Origin of the sequence: Paenibacillus methanolicus (assembly GCF_008124765.1) — a bacterium.
Lineage (GTDB): Bacteria > Bacillota > Bacilli > Paenibacillales > Paenibacillaceae > Paenibacillus_Z > Paenibacillus_Z methanolicus.
The window spans coordinates 1-23,523 of sequence record NZ_VNHS01000015.1 but is presented as its reverse complement, the minus strand read 5'-3'; the positions used below and the strand labels follow the sequence as shown (position 1 = coordinate 23,523).

The 23,523-nt window shown below is 55.9% G+C and carries 23 protein-coding genes, 2 tRNA genes, 2 rRNA genes and 1 riboswitch; of the genes, 8 read left to right on the top strand and 19 right to left on the bottom strand.

Annotated features, from left to right (window positions below):
• Window position 1 precedes the first annotated feature (1 nt).
• Window positions 2-853 carry a sulfurtransferase gene (locus BCM02_RS31215; protein ID WP_148933049.1) on the bottom strand — a complete coding sequence of 284 codons (852 nt, stop codon included), beginning with the start codon at window positions 851-853 and terminating at the stop codon, window positions 2-4.
• A 216-nt stretch (window positions 854-1,069) separates the two neighbouring features.
• Here BCM02_RS31215 and BCM02_RS31210 point away from each other — a divergent pair, with 216 nt between their 5' ends.
• The 3 genes from BCM02_RS31210 to BCM02_RS31200 all read left to right on the top strand — a co-directional run bounded on the left by BCM02_RS31210 (window position 1,070) and on the right by BCM02_RS31200 (window position 3,953).
• Complete coding sequence (locus BCM02_RS31210; RefSeq protein WP_148933048.1) at window positions 1,070-1,597, top strand: GNAT family N-acetyltransferase; 528 nt, start codon at window positions 1,070-1,072, stop codon at window positions 1,595-1,597.
• A gap of 137 nt (window positions 1,598-1,734) precedes the next feature.
• On the top strand, window positions 1,735-3,333 hold the full coding sequence (locus BCM02_RS31205; protein WP_246183633.1) for a sensor domain-containing diguanylate cyclase: 1,599 nt from the start codon (window positions 1,735-1,737) through the stop codon (window positions 3,331-3,333).
• A 419-nt stretch (window positions 3,334-3,752) separates the two neighbouring features.
• Window positions 3,753-3,953, top strand: coding sequence for a DUF378 domain-containing protein (locus tag BCM02_RS31200; protein ID WP_148933047.1), 201 nt, complete (start codon window positions 3,753-3,755; stop codon window positions 3,951-3,953).
• 334 nt (window positions 3,954-4,287) lie between these two features.
• A riboswitch (cyclic di-GMP riboswitch) is annotated at window positions 4,288-4,381 on the bottom strand.
• A gap of 421 nt (window positions 4,382-4,802) precedes the next feature.
• On the opposite strand, the gene BCM02_RS31195 is transcribed toward BCM02_RS31200, so the two are convergent.
• Window positions 4,803-5,096, bottom strand: coding sequence for a hypothetical protein (locus BCM02_RS31195; protein ID WP_148933046.1), 294 nt, complete (start codon window positions 5,094-5,096; stop codon window positions 4,803-4,805).
• Window positions 5,097-5,366: 270 nt separating this feature from the next.
• On the opposite strand from BCM02_RS31195, the gene motA reads away from it, so the two are divergent.
• The gene (motA, locus tag BCM02_RS31190) at window positions 5,367-6,158 is read left to right on the top strand and encodes a flagellar motor stator protein MotA (RefSeq protein ID WP_148933045.1); all 792 of its coding nucleotides are present in this window, start codon (window positions 5,367-5,369) and stop codon (window positions 6,156-6,158) included.
• Entirely contained in the window at window positions 6,151-6,972 is an 822-nt protein-coding gene (gene motB / locus BCM02_RS31185; protein WP_148933044.1) for a flagellar motor protein MotB, read from the top strand. Before motA ends, motB begins: the two co-directional genes overlap by 8 nt.
• A gap of 101 nt (window positions 6,973-7,073) precedes the next feature.
• Here the strand turns inward: motB and rluF are convergent, their stop codons facing one another.
• From rluF to BCM02_RS31170, 3 genes are read right to left on the bottom strand one after another with little or no spacing between them, the layout of a single operon-like run.
• Window positions 7,074-7,763, bottom strand: a complete 690-nt coding sequence (gene rluF, locus BCM02_RS31180; protein WP_148933043.1) for a 23S rRNA pseudouridine(2604) synthase RluF — start codon at window positions 7,761-7,763, stop codon at window positions 7,074-7,076.
• Window positions 7,764-7,780: 17 nt separating this feature from the next.
• Complete coding sequence (locus BCM02_RS31175; RefSeq protein ID WP_187434504.1) at window positions 7,781-8,536, bottom strand: NAD(P)H-binding protein; 756 nt, start codon at window positions 8,534-8,536, stop codon at window positions 7,781-7,783.
• A gap of 18 nt (window positions 8,537-8,554) precedes the next feature.
• The gene (locus tag BCM02_RS31170; protein ID WP_246183632.1) at window positions 8,555-10,804 is read right to left on the bottom strand and encodes a sensor histidine kinase; all 2,250 of its coding nucleotides are present in this window, start codon (window positions 10,802-10,804) and stop codon (window positions 8,555-8,557) included.
• Window positions 10,805-11,173: 369 nt separating this feature from the next.
• Here BCM02_RS31170 and tadA point away from each other — a divergent pair, with 369 nt between their 5' ends.
• Window positions 11,174-11,641, top strand: a complete 468-nt coding sequence (tadA, locus tag BCM02_RS31165) for a tRNA adenosine(34) deaminase TadA (RefSeq protein WP_148933122.1) — start codon at window positions 11,174-11,176, stop codon at window positions 11,639-11,641.
• 6 nt (window positions 11,642-11,647) lie between these two features.
• Here the strand turns inward: tadA and BCM02_RS31160 are convergent, their stop codons facing one another.
• Complete coding sequence (locus BCM02_RS31160) at window positions 11,648-11,854, bottom strand: aspartyl-phosphate phosphatase Spo0E family protein (protein WP_148933041.1); 207 nt, start codon at window positions 11,852-11,854, stop codon at window positions 11,648-11,650.
• A gap of 375 nt (window positions 11,855-12,229) precedes the next feature.
• On the opposite strand from BCM02_RS31160, the gene BCM02_RS31155 reads away from it, so the two are divergent.
• A tRNA-Arg gene (locus tag BCM02_RS31155) sits at window positions 12,230-12,306 on the top strand.
• Between the two features lie 145 nt (window positions 12,307-12,451).
• Window positions 12,452-12,628, top strand: coding sequence for a YjfB family protein (locus BCM02_RS31150; RefSeq protein ID WP_148933040.1), 177 nt, complete (start codon window positions 12,452-12,454; stop codon window positions 12,626-12,628).
• Window positions 12,629-12,880: 252 nt separating this feature from the next.
• Here the strand turns inward: BCM02_RS31150 and BCM02_RS31145 are convergent, their stop codons facing one another.
• The 13 genes from BCM02_RS31145 to BCM02_RS31090 all read right to left on the bottom strand — a co-directional run.
• A complete protein-coding gene (locus BCM02_RS31145; protein ID WP_148933039.1) occupies window positions 12,881-13,957 on the bottom strand; it encodes a hypothetical protein in 1,077 nt (358 codons plus the stop codon).
• A gap of 168 nt (window positions 13,958-14,125) precedes the next feature.
• Window positions 14,126-14,281 carry a small acid-soluble spore protein P gene (locus BCM02_RS31140; protein WP_148933038.1) on the bottom strand — a complete coding sequence of 52 codons (156 nt, stop codon included), beginning with the start codon at window positions 14,279-14,281 and terminating at the stop codon, window positions 14,126-14,128.
• A 42-nt stretch (window positions 14,282-14,323) separates the two neighbouring features.
• Window positions 14,324-14,500 carry a hypothetical protein gene (locus BCM02_RS35530; protein WP_187434503.1) on the bottom strand — a complete coding sequence of 59 codons (177 nt, stop codon included), beginning with the start codon at window positions 14,498-14,500 and terminating at the stop codon, window positions 14,324-14,326.
• Window positions 14,501-14,561: 61 nt separating this feature from the next.
• Entirely contained in the window at window positions 14,562-14,909 is a 348-nt protein-coding gene (locus tag BCM02_RS31135) for a hypothetical protein (protein WP_148933037.1), read from the bottom strand.
• A 221-nt stretch (window positions 14,910-15,130) separates the two neighbouring features.
• Window positions 15,131-15,219 (bottom strand) — tRNA-Ser (locus tag BCM02_RS31130).
• A gap of 107 nt (window positions 15,220-15,326) precedes the next feature.
• Window positions 15,327-16,604: a serine--tRNA ligase gene (serS, locus tag BCM02_RS31125; protein ID WP_148933036.1), complete on the bottom strand. Its 1,278-nt coding sequence runs from the start codon at window positions 16,602-16,604 to the stop codon at window positions 15,327-15,329.
• A gap of 298 nt (window positions 16,605-16,902) precedes the next feature.
• The gene (gene pdxT / locus BCM02_RS31120; RefSeq protein WP_148933035.1) at window positions 16,903-17,487 is read right to left on the bottom strand and encodes a pyridoxal 5'-phosphate synthase glutaminase subunit PdxT; all 585 of its coding nucleotides are present in this window, start codon (window positions 17,485-17,487) and stop codon (window positions 16,903-16,905) included.
• 68 nt (window positions 17,488-17,555) lie between these two features.
• The gene (gene pdxS, locus BCM02_RS31115) at window positions 17,556-18,437 is read right to left on the bottom strand and encodes a pyridoxal 5'-phosphate synthase lyase subunit PdxS (RefSeq protein WP_148933034.1); all 882 of its coding nucleotides are present in this window, start codon (window positions 18,435-18,437) and stop codon (window positions 17,556-17,558) included.
• Window positions 18,438-18,545: 108 nt separating this feature from the next.
• Window positions 18,546-19,856 carry a D-alanyl-D-alanine carboxypeptidase family protein gene (locus BCM02_RS31110; protein WP_246183631.1) on the bottom strand — a complete coding sequence of 437 codons (1,311 nt, stop codon included), beginning with the start codon at window positions 19,854-19,856 and terminating at the stop codon, window positions 18,546-18,548.
• A 286-nt stretch (window positions 19,857-20,142) separates the two neighbouring features.
• A complete protein-coding gene (guaB, locus tag BCM02_RS31105) occupies window positions 20,143-21,600 on the bottom strand; it encodes an IMP dehydrogenase (RefSeq protein WP_148933033.1) in 1,458 nt (485 codons plus the stop codon).
• A gap of 134 nt (window positions 21,601-21,734) precedes the next feature.
• Complete coding sequence (locus BCM02_RS31100) at window positions 21,735-22,973, bottom strand: putative glycoside hydrolase (RefSeq protein WP_148933032.1); 1,239 nt, start codon at window positions 22,971-22,973, stop codon at window positions 21,735-21,737.
• 254 nt (window positions 22,974-23,227) lie between these two features.
• A 5S ribosomal RNA gene (gene rrf, locus BCM02_RS31095) occupies window positions 23,228-23,344 on the bottom strand.
• Between the two features lie 85 nt (window positions 23,345-23,429).
• Window positions 23,430-23,523: ribosomal RNA gene (locus BCM02_RS31090) — 23S ribosomal RNA — on the bottom strand; the annotation flags it as partial.

Sequence of the window (23,523 nt, the reverse complement as noted above, 5' to 3'; positions counted from 1 at the left end):
CTTACTCTTCTCCCGTCGCAATCGGATTCTCCCTGTAAGAAATCCAATCGCTCCAGCTGCCCGCATACAGCTTCACGTTCGTGTAGCCCGCTTCTTGCAGCGCCATGACGTTCGGCGTCGCCGTCACGCCCGAGCCGCAGTAGACGATGATCTCGTCTTCCTTCGCGAGCCCCAGCCCTTCGAAGCGCGCTGCCTGCTCCTCCGTGCTCTTCCACAAGCCGTCCGCGCCGCGACCTTCCGCCCACAGGACATTCTTCGCGCCCGGGATGTGGCCGGCCACGGGATCGATCGGTTCGACTTCGCCGCGATAGCGAGCCGGCTCGCGCGAGTCGATCAGCGTCGCCTGCTTCACGCCGGCGACAACGTCTTGCACGTCGTACGCTTCCGCCAGCAAATTATGCTGCACGGTCGCGAGGAACTGCGCCGGGATCGTGATCTTCTGCTCGGCCGTCACCGGGAAGCCCGCTTCCTTCCAACCCTTGAAGCCGCCGTCCATGACGAACGCGTTCTCGTGGCCGAGGTACTTCAGCAGCCACCACAGACGGGACGCCATCGCGCCGCCCTGATCGTCATAGGCGATAACGCGCGATTCGCTGCCGATGCCCGCCCTCCCGATTCTAGCCGCAAGCGTGGCCGGATCCGGCAGCGGATGCCGTCCGCCGCTCCCGTCCGCCTCGACCGGGGCGGACAAGTCCTGCTCCAAATCCAGATAGATCGCCCCCGGCAGATGCGACTCCTCGTATGCCTCGCGGCCCGACTCCGGCTTGCCCAGCGCGAACCGGCAGTCCACGATGACGACGTCCGGCTCGTACATGCGCGCCAATACCCATTTCGCCGACACGATTGCGTTCATATCATCTCTCCTCTATGTTCGTGACCCGACCAGTTTCGTTATCTCGTCCGGTACACCGTTGATTCCTTATGTGCTCACCTGCGCGAGTACTCCTACTTACAGTAGCGTAGGCCCGCCGCCCATGTCCAGTGGGGGATTTGGCAACCCGGCCTGTTTCTCCCGAATGAAGCAAGACGCCGAACTTTGCTATACTACTCCCAAAGGAGTGTCCGCCGCATGTTATCTTCAACCATCCCTGCACCGCCTCGGCCGCCCTACCGGGTAATGCCCCTGACGGAGGAGCAAGCCGCCGCGCTGTGCGAGTGGCGCTACGAGGCGCCTTTTACGTTCTATCAATGGCTCAGCTGGGCCGACATGCAGGCTCAAGAACGCGAGTTTGGCGACCCGGCGATTCGCCGCGAGCAGTACGCCGCCGTCCTCGACGCGGACGATGCGTTCATCGGCTTCGCGCAGTTCTTCCCCCTTGCCGGCGTCACCCGGCTCGGGCTCGGCCTGCGGCCCGATCTGTGCGGGCGCGGAGCCGGTCTTGGCTTCGTCCAGGCGATCGTCCGGGAAGCGATTCGCCGCGCCCCGGGCAACGAGATCGACCTCGAAGTCCATGCGTGGAACGAGCGCGCCATCGCCGTCTATGAACGAGCCGGATTCGTCGTCAGCGACCATTACGAGCTGGCGACGGCCAGAGGGAGCGAGCAGATTCTCTGCATGGTCTACCCTGACGGCCGGGTTCAGTTTCCCAGCCAATGACTTCTAGTCAGAACAACATCGCGCATCTTCTCGCAAGCTTCCCGTATATTCGTTCAAACCAGGAACCATATGCAGGAAAAACGCGAAATCCGTCGAAAAATGTATGTTTCTAGCAATTTCGAGGGAGTTGGCTGACGTTGTCTTTTGTACCGGTAAAAAAAGGCCGTATCCGTTTTAACGCGCTCATCATCGGACTGCTCATGTTCTCGATGTTGGGCACGACCTTTCTTCTCATGAGCATTTCGCTGCAATCGCAAACCCGCACGCTGACCCGTTCGACGCTGCAGGCGAATTTCGAAGGCGCCCGCAATCTCAATGTGACGATGAACGGCTGGATGGACTTGATGCTGCGGCATCTCGGCTCGACATCGCGGTTCATGATCGAGCAAGGCGGCGGCGATCCGATGCGGCTGGCGGACGGCGTGAAGCCGCTGCTCGGCGGCAGCCGTTTCTTCAATCGATTCTTTATCGCGGACGAGCACGGGCTTCTGCTCGGCACTCCGCCCGAAGGACGCGAATTCGAGCCGCCTCCGGTCACGCCGGAAATATTGGAAGCGGCGCTGCTGGAGCGCAAGCCGTACGTTTCTAAACCGTTCATCGCGCCGGGCGGACATGCAGCTATGCTGATCGCGCATCCGGTTATGGATCAATCCGGGCATTACTTCGGCTTGATTGGCGGTCTGATCGACTTCCAGGCGCAAAATGTCTTCAGCGATATGTTTAACCACGCCGTCAAGAGCCAGAAAGGCTCGTTCGCTTATCTCGTGGACCAAAACGGCGAGCTGCTCATGAATCCGGACGGGAGCAGGGGACGCGTCATTATTGAACCGTCCGTGCTGCAGCGCGAACTCATCCGCGACAAAGCACGGTATGCCTCCATCGACAATCCGGATGGCGAGCAGCATTTGGTCGGCTATCTGGAAATGCCGCAGTTTAAGCTCGGGGTCGTGTTTCAATCGCCGGCTTCGGTCGTGAACGATGCGATGAGCGCGCTATTGCGCGCGCAGCTAGCGTGGATTATCCCCTTGTTCGCCCTGCTGCTGGCGCTTAGCCTCTGGATCGCGCGAAAGCTGACGTCTCCCTTCTCGGCCTTAACGTCGGCCGCACGCAAAATCTCGGCGAACGAACGACTCGATCAGCCGCCATTCGCCGAGCACTGGAATTACGAAGCGCACTATTTGGCCAAAGCGATGATGCGGGCCGTTCGCAATTTGCAGCAGCAGGCCGACCAACTAAGCGAGCAAGCCCGCACCGACGCGCTGACCGGATTGCATAACCGTGCTTCGTTGGAGGAACAGCTCGCGGAGTGGGCGATACAGGAGACGCCGTATGCGCTGCTCGTGCTGGACATCGATCATTTCAAATCGGTGAACGATACGTACGGCCACCAGATTGGCGATGAGGCGATCGTGCACTTGGCTCGCGTCCTGTCGTCCGAGACCGGCGGAGACGGGGTCTGCTGCCGATTCGGAGGCGAGGAATTCGTGGTGCTGCTGCCTCATCAGAGCCTGCAGTCGGCGCGACAGCTGGCCGAACGCGTTCGGCGGACGATGGAAGCCGCACCGAGCCCAACCGGCAGTCCGATCACGGTATCCATCGGCGTCGCCGTCTGCCCGGATCACGGAGGCGGCTTCGAGCGCGTGTTCGACCAAGCCGACCAAGCGCTGTATCAAGCGAAGCGGGGCGGGCGCAACCGCACCGTTACCGCCGGCGAACGTCCGCGGCAAGCGATCTAGCCAACGTTCGGCGGCAACCGGCGAACGTCCGCGGCAAGCGATCTAGCCAACGTTCGGCGGCAACCGGCGAACGTCTGCGGCAAGCGATCTAGCCAACGTTCGGCGGCAACCGGCGAACGGCCAAGACAAGCGATTTAGCCAACGTTCGGCGGCAACCGGCGAACGTCCAAGACAGGCGATTTAGCCAACGTTCGGCGGCAACCGGCGAACGTCTGCGGCAAGCGGGATAGCGGACCGGCTCGTCGATAAAGCGCTTTCACAATTTCGTTCTATCCCCTACCCTCCCTGCATATTTTGATGAGGAGCGAGGAAAAGGGCGGTATGTATCAGGATGGCGCAATCCATGCGTGGTGCCGTCGCCGTCTGCCGGCCGGGCCGCCGCTTCTTCGCTCGCCAAGACGTTCGCGGGAGGCGATCCGATGAAAGTTTGGAACATCGTCAGTTTGGCTGTTCTTATTCTCGGAGGCTTAAACTGGTTGCTTGTCGGCTTATTCGAGTGGAACCTCGTGGAAGAGCTGTTCGGCGGCACCGATGCGGTCGTAACCCGGATTGTGTACGTCATTGTCGGCTTGTCGGCGCTCTATGGGCTCTCGTTCTTCGCCAAAGTCTCGGAAGACTGAACCCCGGACAGCGTCCGCGCCGTTCGATCATCTGCCAGCCCCGTGCACGATGCACGGGGCTCTTTTGAATTTACAAGTTTAGCCGTCTCGCCTTGCGCGGCAAAGGAAAAAAGCCGCCCCCCGCTTCAACCCCTCGCCGCCTGTCTGCAGCTTAAGATTGTAACGGATGACGGCCGGGGCGATGTGCCCCTACAGCATTGGTCCAAAGCTATCCTTCAGAGCTTTCGCAAACATGAAAGGAACCATCCCGATTGCGACTACACCAAAGCCGATACCTTTGAAAACTGCCATAACATTCACCATGAAAATTCTCCTCTACTCATGTTGTTGGGTGAATCGCAACCGGCTATCATGGTCCTTGAATATGTAGGACTTTAGACCCTCTGGTTTTGCGCCGCTGACTTTCGCCAGGTTTGCCCTAAAGCAGTGCTTTTAAGCGATTTCTGTGTTGCTTATGTGTCTATAATATGAACAAAGCGACATCTTGTCCACTGGTAATATATGCTCAACACGGTGTTTATAAATAGGTCTTAATTCCCACTAAAATAATAGAGCGGCAGGACCGATATTTCACGATCTGCCGCTCTTCGCTTTAGTGGTTTTCATTGGTAATGTTGCTGCCTGCCAGCCGACACCCGCCTTCCGCCGTGTTTTGATCCGCTAGCTTGGAGAACGAATCTAGGCACCGCAAGCTGCAGCGAAGGCTCTTGCTTCGCTGCAGCTTGCGGATATTTGTACGAAATCGGCTGTCTATGAACTACCTTGGTATTCAACGATATGCGCTATAGCGTAATTTCCCCTCATTAATGCGGATTACTTCCCGCCTTCGCGATGCCAAGCCGGCGCACGCTAGACAAGTCGGATAATCCGGCTTTCCTTCCCGTCGATGGACACCTCGATGCAGTGGTGCTTCGCCCGGTACGCAACCAGTCCGCCGCCCACTTTGATCACCGGGTCCTCGCCAAGGCCGTAGAACACGTCGTCGGCCAACGCTTCCAGCACGTCGTGACGTTCCCCGGCCTCCATTTGCGACCATTCTTCCTCTTCCATTTCGAAAAACACATAGCCGTCTCCGATGGATCCGATCGCCTCGGTCAGCTCCTGCAAAATCTCTTTATACTCCCTTGCGTGTTTGACGCCCATTCTTATCGCCGCCTTTGCCTTGAAATCCGCAATCCTTCGTACATTCTACACGATTTCCATGGAAAATTAACGTTATACCCGTTTTTCGGGGCAAATGCTCTAATTTTCGTACCGATTCTGACGATAAACAATATAGAGCACATAGTGTCGAAAAGCCGTATCTTTTGTCAGCAAATTGCTAGCGACCGTCCACCGCTGGACGGCCCGGCTTACGCGGCATGCAGCGTATAGCGCGAACGATTTAAATACTATATTAGATGGGGTGTAGGAATGGAAAAATCAACGCTTATCGGTGTCGTACTCGCGATTATCTCTATCTTTGTCGGTATGGTGCTGAAAGGCGCGCCGCTCGGAGCCCTCATGGTCCCAGCCGCCTACCTGATCATTTTCGGCGGTACCGCCGCGACGATCTTCATCGGATTCCCGATGGCGGAAGTCATGAAACTGCCTACGCTCTTCAAATTGATCTTCAAGGAGCAAAAGCTGATCAAACGCGAAGAGCTCATTACGATGTTCGTGGATTGGGCATCCGTAACGCGCCGCGAAGGTCTGCTTGCGCTGGAGTCGAAAGTCGAGGAAATTCAAGACGGTTTCTTGCGTAACGGCATGCGGATGATCATCGACGGCAACGACCAGGACCTTGTTCATGACGTGTTGATGGAAGATATCTCGGCTACGGAAGAGCGCCACCGCGTCGGTGCTCAAATTTTCACACAGGGCGGCACGTACGCGCCGACGCTGGGCGTACTCGGCGCCGTGGTCGGTCTGATCGCGGCCCTGCAGGACATGAGCGACATGGACAAACTCGCGCATGCCATCGCCGGTGCCTTCATCGCAACGCTCCTTGGTATCTTCGTCGGTTACGTCGTCTGTCACCCGATTTCCAACAAGCTGAAGCGTTTGTCCAAACGCGAGGTCGAGATTAAGACGATGATGGTCGAGGGGCTGCTGTCCATTCAATCCGGCGTATCCACGACGGCGATCAATCAGAAGCTGTCCGTCTACCTGACGCCGACCGAGCGTGCGAAGATGGACCAGAAGGGAGCAGCGGCGAGTGAGTAAAAAGCATAAGCACGCCCACCACGAGGAGCACGTCGACGAATCCTGGCTCATTCCGTACGCCGACTTATTGACGCTCTTGCTCGCGCTTTTTATCGTATTATTCGCAATGAGCTCGGTCGATGCCAAGAAATTCGAAGAGATGGCGCAAGCGTTCAACAGCGCGCTTAACGGCGGCAACGGCATTCTGGATAACACCTCGGTCATGGAGACCGGTCCCGTAGACGGCAAGAAGCAGAACAAAGACGAGAACAATTCGACTTCCGCCGCATCGCAATCGCAATCAGCCAAGGAACGGGAAGCACAGAAGCAGAAGGAACAGCAAGAACTGGAGAACCTGAAGAAGAAGGTCGACAATTATATCAAGGCGAACGGCTTGTCGACCCAGCTCAACACGAAGCTCAACCAGTCCCAGCTGATGATTACGATCAGCGACAACGCCCTGTTCGCTTCCGGCAGCGCGGTGGTCAAGCAAGATTCGCGCAAGCTCGCCTTCGCGATCGGCAACATGCTCGTCGCCTACAACGATTACGACATCGTCGTCTCCGGCCATACGGACAATCAGCCGATCTCGACGTCGGAATTCAAGTCGAACTGGGATTTGAGCTCCACCCGTGCGATCCGGTTCATGGATATTCTGCTCAGCAACAAAAGCTTGGATCCACGCCACTTCAGCGCGATCGGTTACGGCGAGTATCGTCCGCTCGAGGACAACACCTCCGCCGCCAACCGCGCGAAGAACCGTCGCGTAGAAGTCTCGATTATCCGGAAGTATATCGATGCCGCGAACGCCAGCGACGTACCGGTAACGCCTTAATCTTCGCCTAGTATGCACCGCAAGAAGCCCGATCTCCCCGCGTCTTACGCAGGGAGATCGGGCTTCTTCTTTCTTTCATGCATCGACGACGCCGTGCAAGTCTAATTCAGCTGCGCGAACAGGTCGGTCAGTTCCTCGTTCGTCAAGTCGCGCCACTTGCCGGTCGGCAGAGCGCCAAGCTTGATATTCATAATCCGCACGCGGCGCAGCTTGCGCACCTGATAGCCGAACGCGGCGCACATCCGCCGGATCTGGCGATTGCGGCCCTCGTTGAGAATGATGCGGAACACGCGGTCGCCCTCTTTCGTGACGGTACACGGCAGCGTCATGCTGCCGAGGATATGTACCCCTTCGCTCATGGCCTGCACGAATTTCGGCGTAATCGGCCGATCGACGGTCACGACGTATTCTTTGTCGTGCTTGCCTTCCGCCCGCAAAATGCGGTTGACGATATCCCCGTCGTTCGTCATCAGAATCAAACCTTCGGAGTCCTTGTCCAATCGGCCGATCGGGAAAATCCGTTCGCGATGGCCGACGAAATCGACGATGTTCCCTCCGACATGCTCTTCCGTCGTGCTCGTGATGCCGACGGGCTTATTCAATGCAATATACACATGGCTCTTCTGCTCGCCGATCGGCTTGCCGTCAATGCGCACATCGTCGCCGAGCTCTGCCTGGCTGCCCAGCTCGGCGACGGCGCCGTTAATGGTGACGCGGCCCGACTCGACCAGTTTGTCCGCTTCCCGTCTGGAGCAGACGCCCGTCTCGCTAATAAATTTGTTGATCCTCACCCTGATGTCCTCCTGGCTTAGCCAATCCGGGATGCCGCTGCAGCGATCCCATCGTTCTCGTATACCCAAGTGCCGTCAGCCGATGCGACCGCCGCGGTCTTCCCCGTGCCTGCCGCCGCGGCGCGCATGGCGCAGGCCACTTCCCGATCCGTAATCGGCCGGTATTTGCGCATCGGTCCGACGAGCGCCCAACGGACAAGCGGCGTGAGCAGCACCGCAATCCGCTCCCCAAGCCGAAATTCGCCCCGCTTACCGAGCAGCAGCGACGGCCGCAGCAGATGCAGCTCCTGCAGTCCCTCGGCGGCCAACGTCTGCTCCATTTCGCCCTTTACCCGGCTATAGAAGATGCGGGAGGCCGCGCTTGCGCCCATCGCCGATACGACGACCATCCGCGCCCCGCGCTCCGCCGCCCACGCGCCGAGCCGGACGGGATAGTCGAAGTCGACCTTGCGGAACGCCTCTTGCGATCCCGCCGTCTTGATCGTCGTCCCCAGCGCGCAGTAGACCACATCCGCCGTTACACCGGCCAGCGCTTCCTCCAGCCGGTCCAAATCGGCCACGATGACGCGCAGACGGCCGTCCGCCGCAGCTTGCTGCAGCGCGGCATCCTTCAGCGGCCTTCTCACGAGCACCGTGACGCTCGCGCAGCTGGTATCTCGCGCAAGCTGACGTACCAGCTCGCTGCCTACCAGCCCCGTCGCGCCTACGACGAGGGCGCTGTAAGGGGCTGTAGTCGCGCCGCCGCCTGTTTGTTGCGATTCGTCCTTCCTCATGCGCAACGCACCTTTCATCTATTGTACACGATTGTGCGAACCCTCGCCCTCGCCTGGCACGTTCGGTTGCTCGCCGAGCGGCAGCGTGATCGTCACCGTAGTTCCGATGCCCACCGCGCTCGCGATGTCGAGCGCGCCATGATGGCTCTGAATAATGCGCTGACTCACCATGAGGCCTAATCCCGTTCCGGTCTCTTTGCCGGTGAAGAACGGATCGCCCAGCTTCGGGATCATCTCTTCCGGAATGCCAATGCCTTGGTCGATGATCGTCACGGTGACGTTACGAGCGTCGGCGCGGGCGATACGTATCGTGATTTCCCCGCCTTCGGGCATCGCTTCGATCGCATTCTTCAGCACGTTGATGAACACCTGCTTCAGCTGATTCTCTTCGCAGGCGATAATGCACGTGTCGGTCGTAAAATCGATCTTAAACATAATGTCGCACAGATGCGCCTGGCTGTCGAGCAGCGAAATCACGTCGCCGAACACGTACCGCACGTCCTTCGTCTCGAATCGGGTCGCCTGCGGCTTGGCCAGAATGAGAAATTCGCCGACGATCAGGTTAATCCGATCCAACTCGGACAACATAATATCAATATGGCGGCTGTTATGTTTACCGGTCTCCTGCTGGAGCTGGAGGAACCCGCGCAGCGTGGTAAGCGGATTACGGATTTCGTGCGCGACGCCGGCGGCCAATTGACCGACCGTCGTCAGTTTCTCCGACCGGCGCAGCAGCTCTTCCATCTTGTTGCGGCTGGTGACATCCCGCGTGATGCTGGCCAGCGCGCTCAAGTCGCCATGTTGATCGCGTATCGGGGATGTCGTGATGCTCACTTCGATCCACTCGCCGCTCTTCGTGACCCTGACCGTCTCCCGCGTATTTAGCAGCCGTCCCGATTTCAGCCAGTTCAGCGCTTCCTGCTCTTCGCCGAGCAGGTGTTCCGGCACGAGCGGCAGCGTTCGTCCGACCGCCTCGTCGGCCGGATAGCCGAACATGCGCTCGAACGCGCGGTTCACTTGCAGAATGCGTCCTTCCAAATCCACTACGTGGATGGCATCGGTCGTATGGTTAATGAACGACTCCAAGTACTCTTTCATCGAGCGATTATCTTCGAACGACACCTTTAGCTTCGCCGTGTAGACGCTTAAGTTCTTGCTCATGGCGTTTACGCGATTCGCGAGCTGACCGAATTCGTCCTTGCGGTTGACTTGAATCGCATCATCAAACCGGCCGAATGATACCTCATTGATTTTCCACAGCACGTCGTTGATCGGCCGCATGAGAACCCCGGCGATCCAATAGCTGCCGATCACCAGAATAAGCAGCAGGAAGACGGCGATCCAAATTTGCGTGACGCGCTGCTCCATCACCTGCTCCATCATGGGCGCCTTATCATATACGACTCCAAGCACGAAGCCGTCCGCCGCATTCGTATCGAAATATCCCTTGATGACCCGGCTTCCTCGCAGTTCGGCATCCCGGTAGATCGGCGTCTCTTTCGCGGCAGCCGCGATTCGGTCGGAATCTTCCTCATCCGCGTACGTATATTCGCCGAATACCGGCGCGATAGCACCCGCTCCTTCGCGGTCGTTCCGCGGAGCCTCGAAGCCGGATATCTCCAGTATCTCCGGATTATCCGCCATCATAACCGAGATGACAGCTTCCGGACCCATGGCTCTCGCATAACGATCTCCTAATGGATCGACGACTTTGCAGCTGATGATAAAATCATGCTCGGAGCTGTAGGTATAACTCCAACTCTCTCCCGTATGTACGTCTTTGTAACTCGGCGGCGCGCTTGAACCGATCAGCGGCTCGCTTCCCGATTGCGCTAGCACCTCGATTCGAGACGGATTCGCCGTCCACACCGGGCTTGCAAACGCGCTTGGATTCGCCGCGGAAGACGGCCCGATCGCATATTGCCCTTGCCCGTTCGGCAGCAGAATCGTAATCTCGGCCAGTTCCAGCCGGTCGGTCAGTGCACGAAGCTCCTCCGGGCGGATACGGTCCGCGGACTGGTCGAGCAAAGCGGATACGGCTGTCGAAGTCGCTTTTAACTTCTCCTGCATCGTAATATCGATTAGCCGGATGCCGTTATTATACCGATCGACGGAGGACGTAATTTGCTCGGCGATGCGCGCGATTTCCGCCTCCGCTTTGGCTCGCAGGTTGACCCGTGTCGAATATTCGTTCAAAATCACATTGAGGATAAGCAGCACGAACACGATGAACGAGATAATGCAGGTGAGCTTTGTCTTGACTGACAATGTGCGACAACCCCTTTTCAATAAGACCGTACGTGGATGAGCAAGCGAGATAACGCCCATCCCCAGACCTCCCGGATGAACCGGGTATAACTTTTGTTTGATCGCCGATTTATCCGCACTTGCATGTCCTTTTCGGTGGATTAGACGAGAAATCGAGCATATTATCCACAAGTTATCCACTCTATACACATGCTGACTGAATAAAATGGGGATAATAATGTGTACAATATCCGACTTATCCACAAAATTATGCACAACCTGTTAACAACGAATATTTGTTCGTAGCATAATTCGAGCGAAAACGACAACCTCAAGTTGTCGAAAATAGCCATTGCACCATATAGCCTACAATGACGGAGGATACCTATGATGTTTGTACGCGAAGAAGATCAACGCTGGATGCAAGAGGCCATTGAAGAAGCCCGGAAAGCCGAAGCCATCGGCGAAGTACCGATTGGCGCCGTTATCGTCAAAGACGGCGTCGTCATCGGCCGGGGGCACAATCTGCGCGAGACGACCGCCGATCCGACGGCTCATGCCGAAATGGTCGCCATCCGCGAAGCCAGCACGCACCTAGGGGCTTGGCGGCTTATGGGCTGCACGCTGTACGTGACATTGGAGCCCTGCCCGATGTGCGCCGGCGCGCTTGTCCAAAGCCGTATCCACAAGGTCGTGTACGGCACGACCGACCCGAAAGCCGGTTGTGCGGGCACGCTGATGAATTTGCTGCAGGAGCCTAGGTTCAACCACGAGACCGAGATGGTCAGCGGCGTCCTGCAAGAAGAATGCGCCGCTCTGCTCACAAATTTCTTCCGTAAGCTGAGAAGGCGCATCTAGTGTTTCCTATTCCGAAGGGAACGGCCGATAACTTGCCCGCCCTCTAGTCAGCTCTTCTTTCTGTATGCGCTGCAGATCCACGATCAGCTCATCCGCTGCTTCGCTTGCCGCAAGAACGTCCGGATCCGTCAGGCTCCCTCGCGCCTCCGCAAGATGCTGGAGTTTGACGCGAAGCGCATGGAGCTCATCCAGTAGTTGTATTTTGTCTTTCATGTCGCGTGCAGTTCGCTCCATTCGCATCAAAGGTTACAATCAGTAACGCTTATAATTATACGCGCCGAGAGCTTAGTTTTTTGTAGTTTCTTGTCGATAGACTAGCTGTTTATTAGAGTTATTTTCGACAGTTATCTACATTTTTTCAGGCATTATGATCTATATCAGGTCCACTAATGGTTCGGATGGACCGTTCGCAACGTGATTTTCGCGCTATAATAGTCTATAAAGCAGGTACTTTACGCGTGCGGGTCGCCTCTTCGGTTAGCGGTACAACCTGTGTATATCGCTGTATGCCATTGTCGCTGTAGATCCGCACTAAGCTCCGCGTATGTTGCAGCGTACGAGCCGTCTATGCTAAAATAATGGAACCGCGCGCCCGTAGCTCAGCAGGATAGAGCGACAGTTTCCTAAACTGCAGGTCGGAGGTTCAAATCCTCTCGGGCGCGCCACGATATGAACCCATGAACCCTTGTCGATCAAGGGTTTTTCTTATGTTCGGGAACGAATCAGGATTTATTCCCCATAACCATTCAATCCACGCCTTCAATTACCGATATTAGGAGTATCCTGCCAGTATAGAAGGAGGAAGCGACGATGGATATCGCCATGCTGTCCATGAGCTTGTCCCAGATGAAGCTCGGCCAAGCCGTCGGCATCAGCGTCCTGAAGATGGCCAAGGAGACGGCCGTCTCGCAAAACGAAGGTCTCCTCCAAGCGATGCAGCAGAGCGTGCAGCCGCATTTGGGGCAGCGCATCGACCTTCGGGCATAACAGCTTCAGCCGATACCCTTCTTCCTTACGGGAGCAGGGTATTTGCGTTATCGCTGCACATCCCCACATCCTTGGCTCGCATCTCTATCCACAAACCCACAGGTTTTTCCCCACTATCCCCGGTCCCGGCATCGGCCTTCGATCCGCGCGTAATGTTACGCACATGTGGATAAACGCTCAAGCTTTGCTTCCCTCACGCTGCCTGGACAGCAAAAAGCACCTCCGCCTAGGGAGGTGCTTCTTCCGGTCAACCTATAGCGCGGGCTCGCCGCCAAACAACAGCGATTCCAGTTCTTCCATCGGTACCGCATCGGTCGGAAGCTCGTATTCGAACTTCACGTCCTTGTTGATTTGGTCGTAGCTCGAGTCGAAGTGCATGCCGAATTTCATCGTCTCGCCTTCGCTTGTCACATCCACGTTCGCAATCAGGTTTTGGTATACGAGATAGTCGTCTTTCACCGCGCCCGTTACGCTGAGCTCGTTGATTTTGAGGCCCTTCTTGATTTCCTCGATGCCTTGCTTAATCTCGCCTTCTTCCGTGCCTTCCAATTCCTTCTTCGCTGTCTCCAAGTCTTCCTTCGTGAGGCCAAGCGCCGTCAAATACGATTCGTTCTTCAGCAGCGCATCGATCCACTGCGGCGCGACCTTCTCCACGATCGTCGTGATCGCTTGCTCGAAGTTATCCGGCGTAATGGCGAAACGGATCAGCTTCTCGTCCTTCAGATCCTCCGGCAGCCCCTTCACGTCGGCGGCCTTCACTTCGCTGAAGTAGGTTTTCTCGTCGAAGTTGTCCATGAGCGTCTTCGTCATCTCTTGAACCATCTGCTGCGTAGCGGCCGTGTCCAACGACTTCAGATCTTGGCCTTGCTCTTCCGCCAGCTTCTTCATATCGATCTCGACGAATTTGCCCGTCAGTTCCTCCGGCATCGGGAATATCGGAATCTGCGGGATTTTGATCCACATTTTCTCTTGCGTCACGATCATCGGGAAGCTAATGTTGAAGCTCATGCCTTCTCCGCCGAGCTTCATGTCCATCGTCAGTTCCGTGCGCATCGGCTCGGTCTGGGTATTGCCGCGGAACGTGACCGACGCGCCCTTCAGCAGGCTGGAGACCATGGCGGCCGCCTGCGCATCTTCCGTGCTCATGCTCTCCGGCAGAGTTAGTTCGTCGAAGCCCAGTTCGCCTTTGAAGCTGTATGACTTCAGATCCTGCATTTTGGCCAGCGCCGTAACAATGTCTTCTTTCGGAGACTTGCTGGCGCTACAGCCGGATACGATCAACATAAGTGCAGCGAGCAGCATCGGTAAAACAAATTTCAATCGATTCATGTAGGTTGGTATCCTCCCTTTTGTTCTGCCGCGCGGGTAACGCAAGCCCTCCTATTTTAAACGAATCGGGGCGCGACGGGAAGGGGATTTCTGTAAAAATTATTTAAAAAATCCCTGCGATGTTCCTTTTGCGAGGAACAAGCAGGGACTTTGCCGGGTCGGAGAAGCTTAGCCTTCACCGTTATTATGGCGGGAGTGGTTCTCGTTCTTCGTTTTCTTCGATCCGGACAGCGGCTCCTGACCGCCGGAGCGGCCAGCCTCCGCCTTGCTTACTTGATGCTCGTTCTCCGAACCGTTCACCGGAACCGAACGCGGTTTGCTCATCGTCAGCTCTCCTTTCTGGATCCCGTTCTCAATGGATGCTTGCTAGCTACGTTGGTTGGTCAAATCTGTCGGCTGATCATGGTTCAGCGCATCCTGATGGCGACGGTCGTTCTTGTCTTGGTTCAGCTGCTGCGCGTGATGGCTGTTAACCGCACCTTGATCAAGACTCTCCACCACGTTCGTCAAATTTTTATCCGCCGTGCCTTTCGCTTTGGACATCGGTTGCACCTTCCTTCTTGATCCTCATAAGATCGTTGCCGGGTTCCTGCGTCTCCAAATGCTACGCGTGCGTCAACTCATGCAGCGCCTGGGCGCATTCGTGAATATGGCGCGTGTAATCCTGCACCAGTTGCTGGATGATATCCGTCCGCTCGTCGATCGAACGGCCGTCCCGTTCCACGTCGATCAGCTGCACCTTAACCTCGCGGCTGTCCACATAGGTCACGCTGTAATCGAAGCTATACATCTGATGGCCGGCTGTATGAATCGTAATGCGCAGCGTATTCTCGCTGGCTTCGTCGGCTTTGACGATCGCCCGATCCGCCTCGTTAATCGTCGTCGGCAGCGTACGCTCCCAAGCCGCTACGAGCTGCTGCTGATCAATGCGAAGTTTATCTTGTTTGGACATACTGCTTCCCACCTCCATGACGATAATATGCGGTGGGGACGCGCCTTTTATACTCGCGAAAAGGCAGTCTGCGCGCACAAGGTGAAACGGCTGTCTCCGTCTTTAGCGGAGAGGCGCGTTTCATTCCGGAGAATTACAAGCTCATGTATACACGCGAAGCTTCTTAGAATTCAAATCAAAAAAACGCCCCGGCAATGGCCGGGGCGTGCTGCGTTATAAACTGGCGGAGAGGGTGGGACTCGAACCCACGTGAGCTTGCGCTCTAACGGTTTTCAAGACCGCCCCGTTATGACCGCTTCGGTACCTCTCCGTATCACAAGATGTCGCCATCAAAGGGGACAAAATGAATTGTACCACAGGCCAAAAACGATAAGCAACTCCATTTTTGACCTGGGCAACAATTTTGCGGGTAACGGTTTATGGTTTCAGTACTTCTAGACCGCCCATATATGGACGGAGCGCTTCCGGCACGATCACCGAACCGTCAGCCTGCTGATAGTTCTCCAGGATTGCAGCCAGCGTACGGCCGACGGCCAGACCTGACCCGTTCAGCGTGTGCACGTATTCCGGCTTGCTCTTCGGCTCGCGGCGGAAACGAATGCCCGCGCGGCGCGCTTGGAAGTCCTCGACGTTCGAACACGACGAAATTTCGCGGTACGTGCCGCCGCTAGGCAGCCATACTTCCAGATCGTACGTCTTCGCCGCGGAGAAGCCCATATCGCCCGTGCAGAGGGCCAGCACGCGGTATGGAAGACCGAGCAGCTGCAGCACGCGTTCGGCGTTCGCCGTCATCTTCTCGAGCTCGTCATACGACGTCTCAGGCAGGGAGAGCTTGACCAACTCCACCTTGTTGAATTGGTGCTGGCGGATCAGACCGCGCGTATCGCGGCCGGCAGAGCCTGCTTCTGAACGGAAACATGCGCTATAGGCCACGTAGTGCTTCGGCAGGTCCGACACGTCGAGGATCTCGTCGCGGTGCATGTTCGTTACCGGTACCTCTGCCGTCGGAATGAGGTAGTAGTCGGAGTCCGTCAGTTTGAACAGATCCTCTTCGAACTTCGGCAGCTGCCCCGTGCCGACCAGACTATCGCGGTTGACGATGTACGGCGGCAGAATTTCCTCGTAGCCATGCTCGTCGCTATGCAGGTTCATCATGAAGTTGATTAGCGCGCGTTCCAAACGTGCGCCCATCCCCCGGTAGAACACGAACCGCGAGCCTGTAACCTTCGCCGCCGTTTCGAAATCCAGCATCCCCAGCTGTTGCGCGATGTCCCAATGCGCCTTCGGCTCGAAATCGAAGGACGGCACGTCGCCGATACGGCGAATCTCTACGTTGTCAGCCTCCGATGCGCCGATCGGCACGCTTTCGTTCGGGATGTTCGGGATGGACAGCGTGAGCGCGTCGACTTCCTCATCCATCACGCGAAGCGACTCGTCCAGCTCCTTGATGCGATCGCCGACTTGACGCATCTCTTCGATCAGCGCGTCCGCGTTCTCGCCGCTCTTCTTCAGCTTGGCCACCTCTTGCGACACCGTGTTACGGCGCGCCTTCAGCGTCTCGGTCTCTTGAATGACCTCTCTGCGCTTCGTATCAAGCGCCGGGAAGCCCGCGATCAAGTCCAGCGATTTGCCGCGTTTGCGCAGCGCCTGCTCGACTTGGCCAAAATCATTTCTAAGCAATTTTACATCCAACACGATAGATGAGCCCCTCTCTATTCGCTATGTCGTTCATTCCTTGTTCCTGCGCATCCGAATATCCTTCAGCATTGACGCATTTAACATCCGTATACAGAAGCTGATTGGTTTGCGTTCCCAATCCGAAGATTGGGAATGCAGCATTCAGCGATCCTGAAGCTGATTGGTTTGCGTTCCCAATCCGAAGACTGGGAATGCAGCATTCAGCGATCGTGACATAGAGGCTGAAGTATAATTGTGAAACTATACTTTCCTATATGTCGAAAAAGAAGACTGCGTCATCCGCAGTCTTCTGCTTTTACCGCTTCACCGAAGCCGCTTCTTTCGCCATGCGAAGAAAATAAGCATGAAGCGCATAGTCGTCGGTGAGCTCCGGGTGGTAGGAAGAGGCCAATAAGTGACCTTGACGCGCCGTCACGATCTCGCCATTGTACGTCGACAGCACATCGACTTCCGGCGCGACTTCCTTGATCAGCGGCGCCCGAATGAAGACGGCGCGCACCGGCTCGTCGATTCCCTTGACCGGCAAATCCGTCTCGAAGCTCTCCCGCTGACGGCCGAACGCGTTGCGGGCAACGGTCATGTCCATCAGCTCCAGATGCGCTTCCTCTTGTCCTTCAATGCGTTTGGCAAGGACGATCAGACCGGCGCATGTGCCGAAAATCGGTTTGCCGTCCGCGGAGAACTGCCGAATGGCATCGAGAAAATCGTATTTCCGCATCAGTTTGCCGATCGTCGTGCTTTCGCCGCCCGGGATGATTAAGCCGTCCAGCTCGTCCAATTGTTCGACCCGTTTGACGGCGACGGCTTCGCCGCCTGCCGCTTCAATGCTCCGAATATGCTCCGCAACGGCTCCTTGGAGCGCCAATACGCCAATTTTCATCTCGTCCACGCCTTCTTTCCGGTTGCCTGTGTGCTATGGGTATAAGCAGCTATCTCGCTAGATACGGATTACCAGCCGCGATCCTGCATGCGCTGCGTCGCGTCGAGCTTCGAGATCTCGATGCCTTTCATCGGCGTACCCAGGTTCTTGGACACTTCCGCGATCAGCTTGTAATCTTGGTAATGCGTCGTTGCCTCTACGATGGCACGGGCGAATTTCTCCGGATTGTCGGATTTGAAAATGCCAGAGCCGACGAATACGCCGTCTGCGCCCAGGTGCATCATCAGCGCCGCGTCGGATGGCGTTGCTACGCCGCCTGCCGCGAAGTTAACGACCGGCAATTTGCCCGACTCATGCACGCCGAGCAGCAGGTCATAGGATACGCCCAGGTTCTTCGCTTCCGCGTACAGTTCGTCCTTCGAAAGGTTCTGTACTTTACGAATTTGACCGTTAATCAAGCGAAGATGGCGAACGGCTTCCACGATGTTGCCCGTTCCCGGCTCGCCTTTCGTACGCAGCATTGCCGCGCCTTCTTGAATACGGCGGAGCGCTTCGCCCAGATCTTTCGCGCCGCACACGAACGGAACCGTGAAGTCGCGCTTGTCGATATGGAATACTTCATCCGCCGGCGTCAGCACTTCGCTCTCGTCGATGTAGTCCGCGCCCAGCGCTTCCAGCACCTTTGCTTCCACGAAGTGACCGATACGGGCTTTGGCCATAACCGGAATCGTCGTTACTTTCATGACTTCTTCCAGGATCGTCGGGTCCGCCATACGGGCTACGCCGCCTGTCGCGCGGATGTCCGACGGTACGCGTTCCAGCGCCATAACCGCCGTCGCGCCTGCCGCTTCCGCGATTTTCGCTTGCTCGGCGTTCATAACGTCCATGATGACGCCGCCTTTTTGCATTTCAGCCATGCCGCGTTTAACGCGGAAAGTACCTGTTTCCATTGTTAAAAGCCTCCCGTTATTCAGCAAAATGCCGTACTAATTCTAACCAATAATTTTACAGCATCGCGCCTTAATCGACAACCACTATTCATACTAATTGGGTTGCAATTAGAACAGATCCACGATGCCTTGGAACAAGCCGGAGAAGAAGTCGCCGATCGCCCGCATCATGAGGCGGAACCAGCCTGCCTTCTCGACGTCCGCCGTCGCGATCAGATCGACCGTCGACTCTAATGCCTTGCCCGTAGCCGGATCCTTATACGCATACGTGACCGTTCCGACCTTCTGATCCTTCTTGATCGGCGCCACCAGCTGGTCTTCCGGCAGAAGCATGAGCTTCGTTTGTTCGACCGCAGGCGTCGCGCCTTTCTTCACCAAGAACGACACGCCGGATTTCGTCGCCACCGGCACCGACTTGGACTTGCCTTTCTTTATTGTGACCGTCTCCGCTTTTTCTACAACCGCATTCGGCTGCACGACGGTTTTGCGCTCGAAATTCGCGAAGCCATAGTCGTACAATTTGGCCGTCTCGCGGAAACGCGCTTTCTGCGATTCCGTACCCATAACAACGGAGATGAGGCGCAGATCGCCTTGTTTGACCGTTCCCGTGAAGCAGTATCCGGCGGCACTGATATAGCCGGTCTTCATACCGTCCACACCTGTATACGCGAACTGCGCGATGCTTGGCGTTTCCGGATTTGTTTTGTGCGCCTCCAGCATCCAGTTCCAGTTGACCATCGGTTTCTCGTCGCGTTCGCGGAACTTATATGTAGAGATTTTCGAGTAGTCCAAAAATTCCGGGTGCGTATCCAGCAAGATCTTCGCGAACTTAGCCAAATCCCTCGCGGAAATGACCGTCGTGTCGGCAAGACCGGTCGCGCTCGTGAAGTTCGCCGTCGTAAGGCCCAAGCTCTTCGCCGTCTCGTTCATCTTCGCCACGAACGCTTGCTCCGAACCGGCAATATGCCCCGCCAGCGCGATCGTCGCATCGTTCGCTGAACCGACCGCCATTGCGATGTACATATCCTTCAGCGGATGCTGATCGCCTTCGGCCAGATAGATCTGCGACCCGTCGGCAGGAACCGCCGCCGCTTCGGCGTTGGCCGTGACCATCGTATCCCACGATTGCCGTCCGGATTTGATTTCTTCAAGGATGATATACTCCGACATCATCTTCGTCATGCTCGCGGGCGGACGGACTTCATCCGCGTTCTTCTCGTACAGCACCTGACCTGTTGCGGCATCAATCAGGATCGCGGCCTCCGCGTTCAGTCCAAGCGAATCCGATGTATTCGATGAGTTCGTGCTTTCTCCTGCTGCCATAACCGAGGTGGAACCCAGTGTCATTAAGAGTACCCAAACAGCCAACATTGCGGACATCACCGGCACCAACCGTGCCGGCTTTCGGTTGCGTTTCAACGTATCTCTCCTCTTCTCCCATTTATTTGTTCACGCATTATTGTAACACATCCCTCGTACCCGAAAAAGCCAGGCAGGGCTATGCTCCCAGTTCATATGGAAGGAAAACCAGATGAGCTTTGAATGGTCCACTATTCGCACTCGAAGCCGGGGACGACTTCGTGATTAGAGACTCTCCGTTGCTTAGCCAAATTGTTGTCCCTTCTATAATAAAAAAACAACGCGCACCACAATGGTACGCGCTGTGCAATATATCATGGAAGAGACAACAAGCTCATATCAGGTATTAAAGCGAGTAGTTCGGCGCTTCTTTCGTGATTTGGACGTCATGCGGATGGCTCTCGCGCAGACCCGCGTTCGTGATGCGGATGAAGGACGTGTCGTTCTTCAGTTCCTCGATGTTCTTCGTGCCGCAGTAACCCATACCGGAGCGGAGACCGCCGATCAGCTGGTGTACGGTATCGGCAAGCGGTCCTTTGTATGCCACGCGGCCCTCGATGCCTTCCGGAACGAGCTTGTTCTCGTTCTCTTGGAAGTAACGGTCCTTGCTGCCTTCCTTCATCGCGCCGATGGAACCCATGCCGCGGTAAACTTTGAAGCGACGACCCTGGTAAATCTCGAATTCGCCCGGGCTTTCTTCCGTACCCGCGAACAAGCTGCCGATCATTATCGCGCTTGCGCCAGCCGCGATCGCTTTCGTTACGTCGCCGGAATATTTAATTCCGCCATCTGCGATAACCGGAATATTGTACTCGCGCGCTGCGGATGCGCAATCATAGATGGCCGTGATTTGCGGTACGCCAATACCGGCGATAATCCGTGTTGTACAGATCGAGCCAGGTCCCATGCCGACTTTGATGACGGATGCCCCTGCTTCGATCAGATCGCGCGTCGCTTCGCCTGTCGCGACGTTACCGGCCACGATCGTCAGATTCGGATGAGCAGCACGTACTTTCTTCACCATTCCCGTCACATTCTGGTGGTGACCGTGCGCCGTATCAATGACGAGTACGTCCACGCCGGCTTGCACGAGCGCTTCTGTCCGCTCAAGCGTATCCTTCGCGATGCCAACCGCCGCGCCGCAAAGCAGACGACCGTGACGGTCTTTGGCCGCATTCGGGAACTGGATTGCCTTCTCGATATCTTTAATGGTAATGAGACCTTTCAGCGTGTTCGTCTCATCCACGAGAGGGAGCTTCTCGATTTTATGCTTCTGGAGCAGAACTTCCGCTTGTTCCAGCGTCGTTCCTACTGGTGCGGTAACCAAATCGGTGCGAGTCATGACTTCGCTGATTTTCATCGAGTAGTCATGAATGAAGCGCAAATCGCGATTCGTGATAATGCCGACGAGCTTCTGGTTCTCGTCTACAACCGGCACGCCCGAGATCCGATATTTGCCCATTAATTCTTCCGCATCGTAAACGTGATGATCCGGTGTCAGCGAGAACGGATTCGTAATAACGCCGCTTTCCGAACGCTTAACGCGATCGACTTCTTCCGCTTGCTGCGCGACCGACATGTTCTTATGGATGATTCCGATGCCGCCTTCCCGCGCCATTGCAATCGCCAAAGCAGCCTCCGTTACCGTATCCATCCCTGCGCTGAACAGCGGGATATTGAGCTTCACGTCAGCGCTCAATTGAACCGATACGTCGACTTCACGCGGCAGTACCTCCGATCGGCGAGGTACGAGCAGTACGTCATCGAAGGTCAGTCCTTCTTTGGCGAATTTGGTTTCCCACACGAGTATGTTCCTCCCTTTGCTTCATCCGAAATAAAAAATCCCTAAAAAATATAGCCACTCACGTATATTGTTGCAATTTTAGCAGAGGGGTATTAGGCTGTCAAGATAAGTCCGAACAGGCATTTTTGTCGAAATCAAGAACGATAATCATATTTGCAATTCGAACTCCACAGCAAAAATTCATGGATGCCCTGCTTCTGTGCAGCCAGCACTTGCGCACGTACTTGGTTCACTCCGTATTGTTGATGAGGCTCTATCCATGTGGCCGTAAAACTCTGCAGCCAAGGGCGTATCTGAGCCGGTTTCCGGCCAATTTGCCGAATCTGTTCGTTTTGTCGTTTCGCGTCTTTCATCGCCTGCTTAATGACGGCGGAGGGGTGAAGATCAGGCGCCTTAATGCCATACATACCGGACGAGTAATGCGAAGGATATGTCATCGGCGAAATCACATCGACCGTACCCGCAATCTCTCTCCACGTCTGACCGATGCCCATGTCGTCGGTCGAAGAAGTGACCAATCCGAACACGTCAACGGATAACTTGGCTCCCGTCGGCTTGATGCCATGTCTCGCTTCTCGTAAGAACGTACCAATAATAGCTGCTTTGCTTCGTCCTCCCGTAGGTGCGAACCGAACCTGTCGATTGACTTTCGCGCCATTGTCCGGAAAACGTACATAGTCGAACTGAATCTCATCAAACCCAAGATTAGCCGCTTCTTTCGCAATTGCGATGTTATACTCACGTGTCCGCGCTTGGTATGGATCAAGCCAAGCTACGCCCTTCGCATCCCGCCAGACCCCGCCGGTCTTACGCTGAAGCGCCTGCGAAGGCCGCATCCGGGCATAATAAGGATCTTTAAAGGCCACGACGCGGCCTATTGTATAGATATGTTTTGCCCGCAGCTGCTTCAGCAAAGACCGGATGTTGGCAATCGGAGGACCGGCGTCGGCTTTGATCGTTTTTACTTCGGGTACATTGGATTTATAAGTCAAATTACCATAATCATTTTTGACATCGATGACCATCGCGTTCAAGTCCGTCTTGTCGATAAGCCGAATTAACTTTGCCATGCGTCCAGGGTCTCCGGCTACCCAACCCGAAACGTATATGCCCCGCACAGGCTGCGTATTAGTGGTGCGCGCAATTGTCGGCATCGCTTGCGGCAATGTCTTCATCTTTATGGAAGGTCGATTCATGTGCGATTGTCTTTTTAATAATGGCTCCTGTTTCAAGTCCAACGTTTTCTCGGCCCCTCGTTCAGCCGCTTTAGGCAAAACCGTTTCATTGCGCTTGGCTGGCAAGCTGCATCCAGTGGATAACATAAGAATAAATGCGACGCACAGCAAGGTTAGCGTGCGTAAGGATCGTAGCATGGTTCAACCACCTCCCGTCGACGTTGCTCAGTAGTATGGACGAAAAGCCATGCTCCTGTGTCAAGGAGATTCATCCAAGGTAGGCATCGGTTACGCGGGGAGACAGACAATAGAAAAGCTGGGGCAACTTAACGCATTCACCCTGAATCAAACGTTTTGGGATGTTGCTTCGGACGCAGGGTGATTTCAAGAAAGTACCACCCAAGCGCTGGAACAACAAAAAACCGACCACATCACTGTGGTCGGTCATTCGTGCTTGGCGACGTCCTACTCTCCCAGGACCCTGCGGTCCAAGTACCATCGGCGCTGGAAGGCTTAACGGTCGTGTTCGGGATGGGTACGCGTGGTTCCCTTCCGCCATCGCCACCAAACATTCAAGGCGGTACACCCTGAAAACTGGATACGAAACTCAACACTTTAGCTGTGTTTTGTTTAAGCTCTTGCGAACTTAAACGTTAGGATAAGCCCTCGACCGATTAGTATTCGTCAGCTGCACGCATTGCTGCGCTTCCACCTCGAACCTATCAACCTGGTCGTCTTCCAGGGGTCT

Coding starts and splice junctions, on each gene's coding strand:
- BCM02_RS31200 (WP_148933047.1), top strand. CDS start 3,753: ATGAAAGTTTGGAACATCGTCAGTTTGGCTGTTCTTATTCTCGGAGGC.
- BCM02_RS31175 (WP_187434504.1), bottom strand. CDS start 8,536: ATGAGGAAGGACGAATCGCAACAAACAGGCGGCGGCGCGACTACAGCC.
- BCM02_RS31140 (WP_148933038.1), bottom strand. CDS start 14,281: ATGAGCAAACCGCGTTCGGTTCCGGTGAACGGTTCGGAGAACGAGCAT.
- BCM02_RS31145 (WP_148933039.1), bottom strand. CDS start 13,957: ATGAATCGATTGAAATTTGTTTTACCGATGCTGCTCGCTGCACTTATG.
- BCM02_RS31150 (WP_148933040.1), top strand. CDS start 12,452: ATGGATATCGCCATGCTGTCCATGAGCTTGTCCCAGATGAAGCTCGGC.
- BCM02_RS31135 (WP_148933037.1), bottom strand. CDS start 14,909: ATGTCCAAACAAGATAAACTTCGCATTGATCAGCAGCAGCTCGTAGCG.
- BCM02_RS31160 (WP_148933041.1), bottom strand. CDS start 11,854: ATGAAAGACAAAATACAACTACTGGATGAGCTCCATGCGCTTCGCGTC.
- BCM02_RS31215 (WP_148933049.1), bottom strand. CDS start 853: ATGAACGCAATCGTGTCGGCGAAATGGGTATTGGCGCGCATGTACGAG.
- BCM02_RS31210 (WP_148933048.1), top strand. CDS start 1,070: ATGTTATCTTCAACCATCCCTGCACCGCCTCGGCCGCCCTACCGGGTA.
- BCM02_RS31195 (WP_148933046.1), bottom strand. CDS start 5,096: ATGGGCGTCAAACACGCAAGGGAGTATAAAGAGATTTTGCAGGAGCTG.
- motA (WP_148933045.1), top strand. CDS start 5,367: ATGGAAAAATCAACGCTTATCGGTGTCGTACTCGCGATTATCTCTATC.
- tadA (WP_148933122.1), top strand. CDS start 11,174: ATGTTTGTACGCGAAGAAGATCAACGCTGGATGCAAGAGGCCATTGAA.
- pdxT (WP_148933035.1), bottom strand. CDS start 17,487: ATGAAAATTGGCGTATTGGCGCTCCAAGGAGCCGTTGCGGAGCATATT.
- pdxS (WP_148933034.1), bottom strand. CDS start 18,437: ATGGAAACAGGTACTTTCCGCGTTAAACGCGGCATGGCTGAAATGCAA.
- BCM02_RS31100 (WP_148933032.1), bottom strand. CDS start 22,973: ATGCTACGATCCTTACGCACGCTAACCTTGCTGTGCGTCGCATTTATT.
- BCM02_RS35530 (WP_187434503.1), bottom strand. CDS start 14,500: ATGTCCAAAGCGAAAGGCACGGCGGATAAAAATTTGACGAACGTGGTG.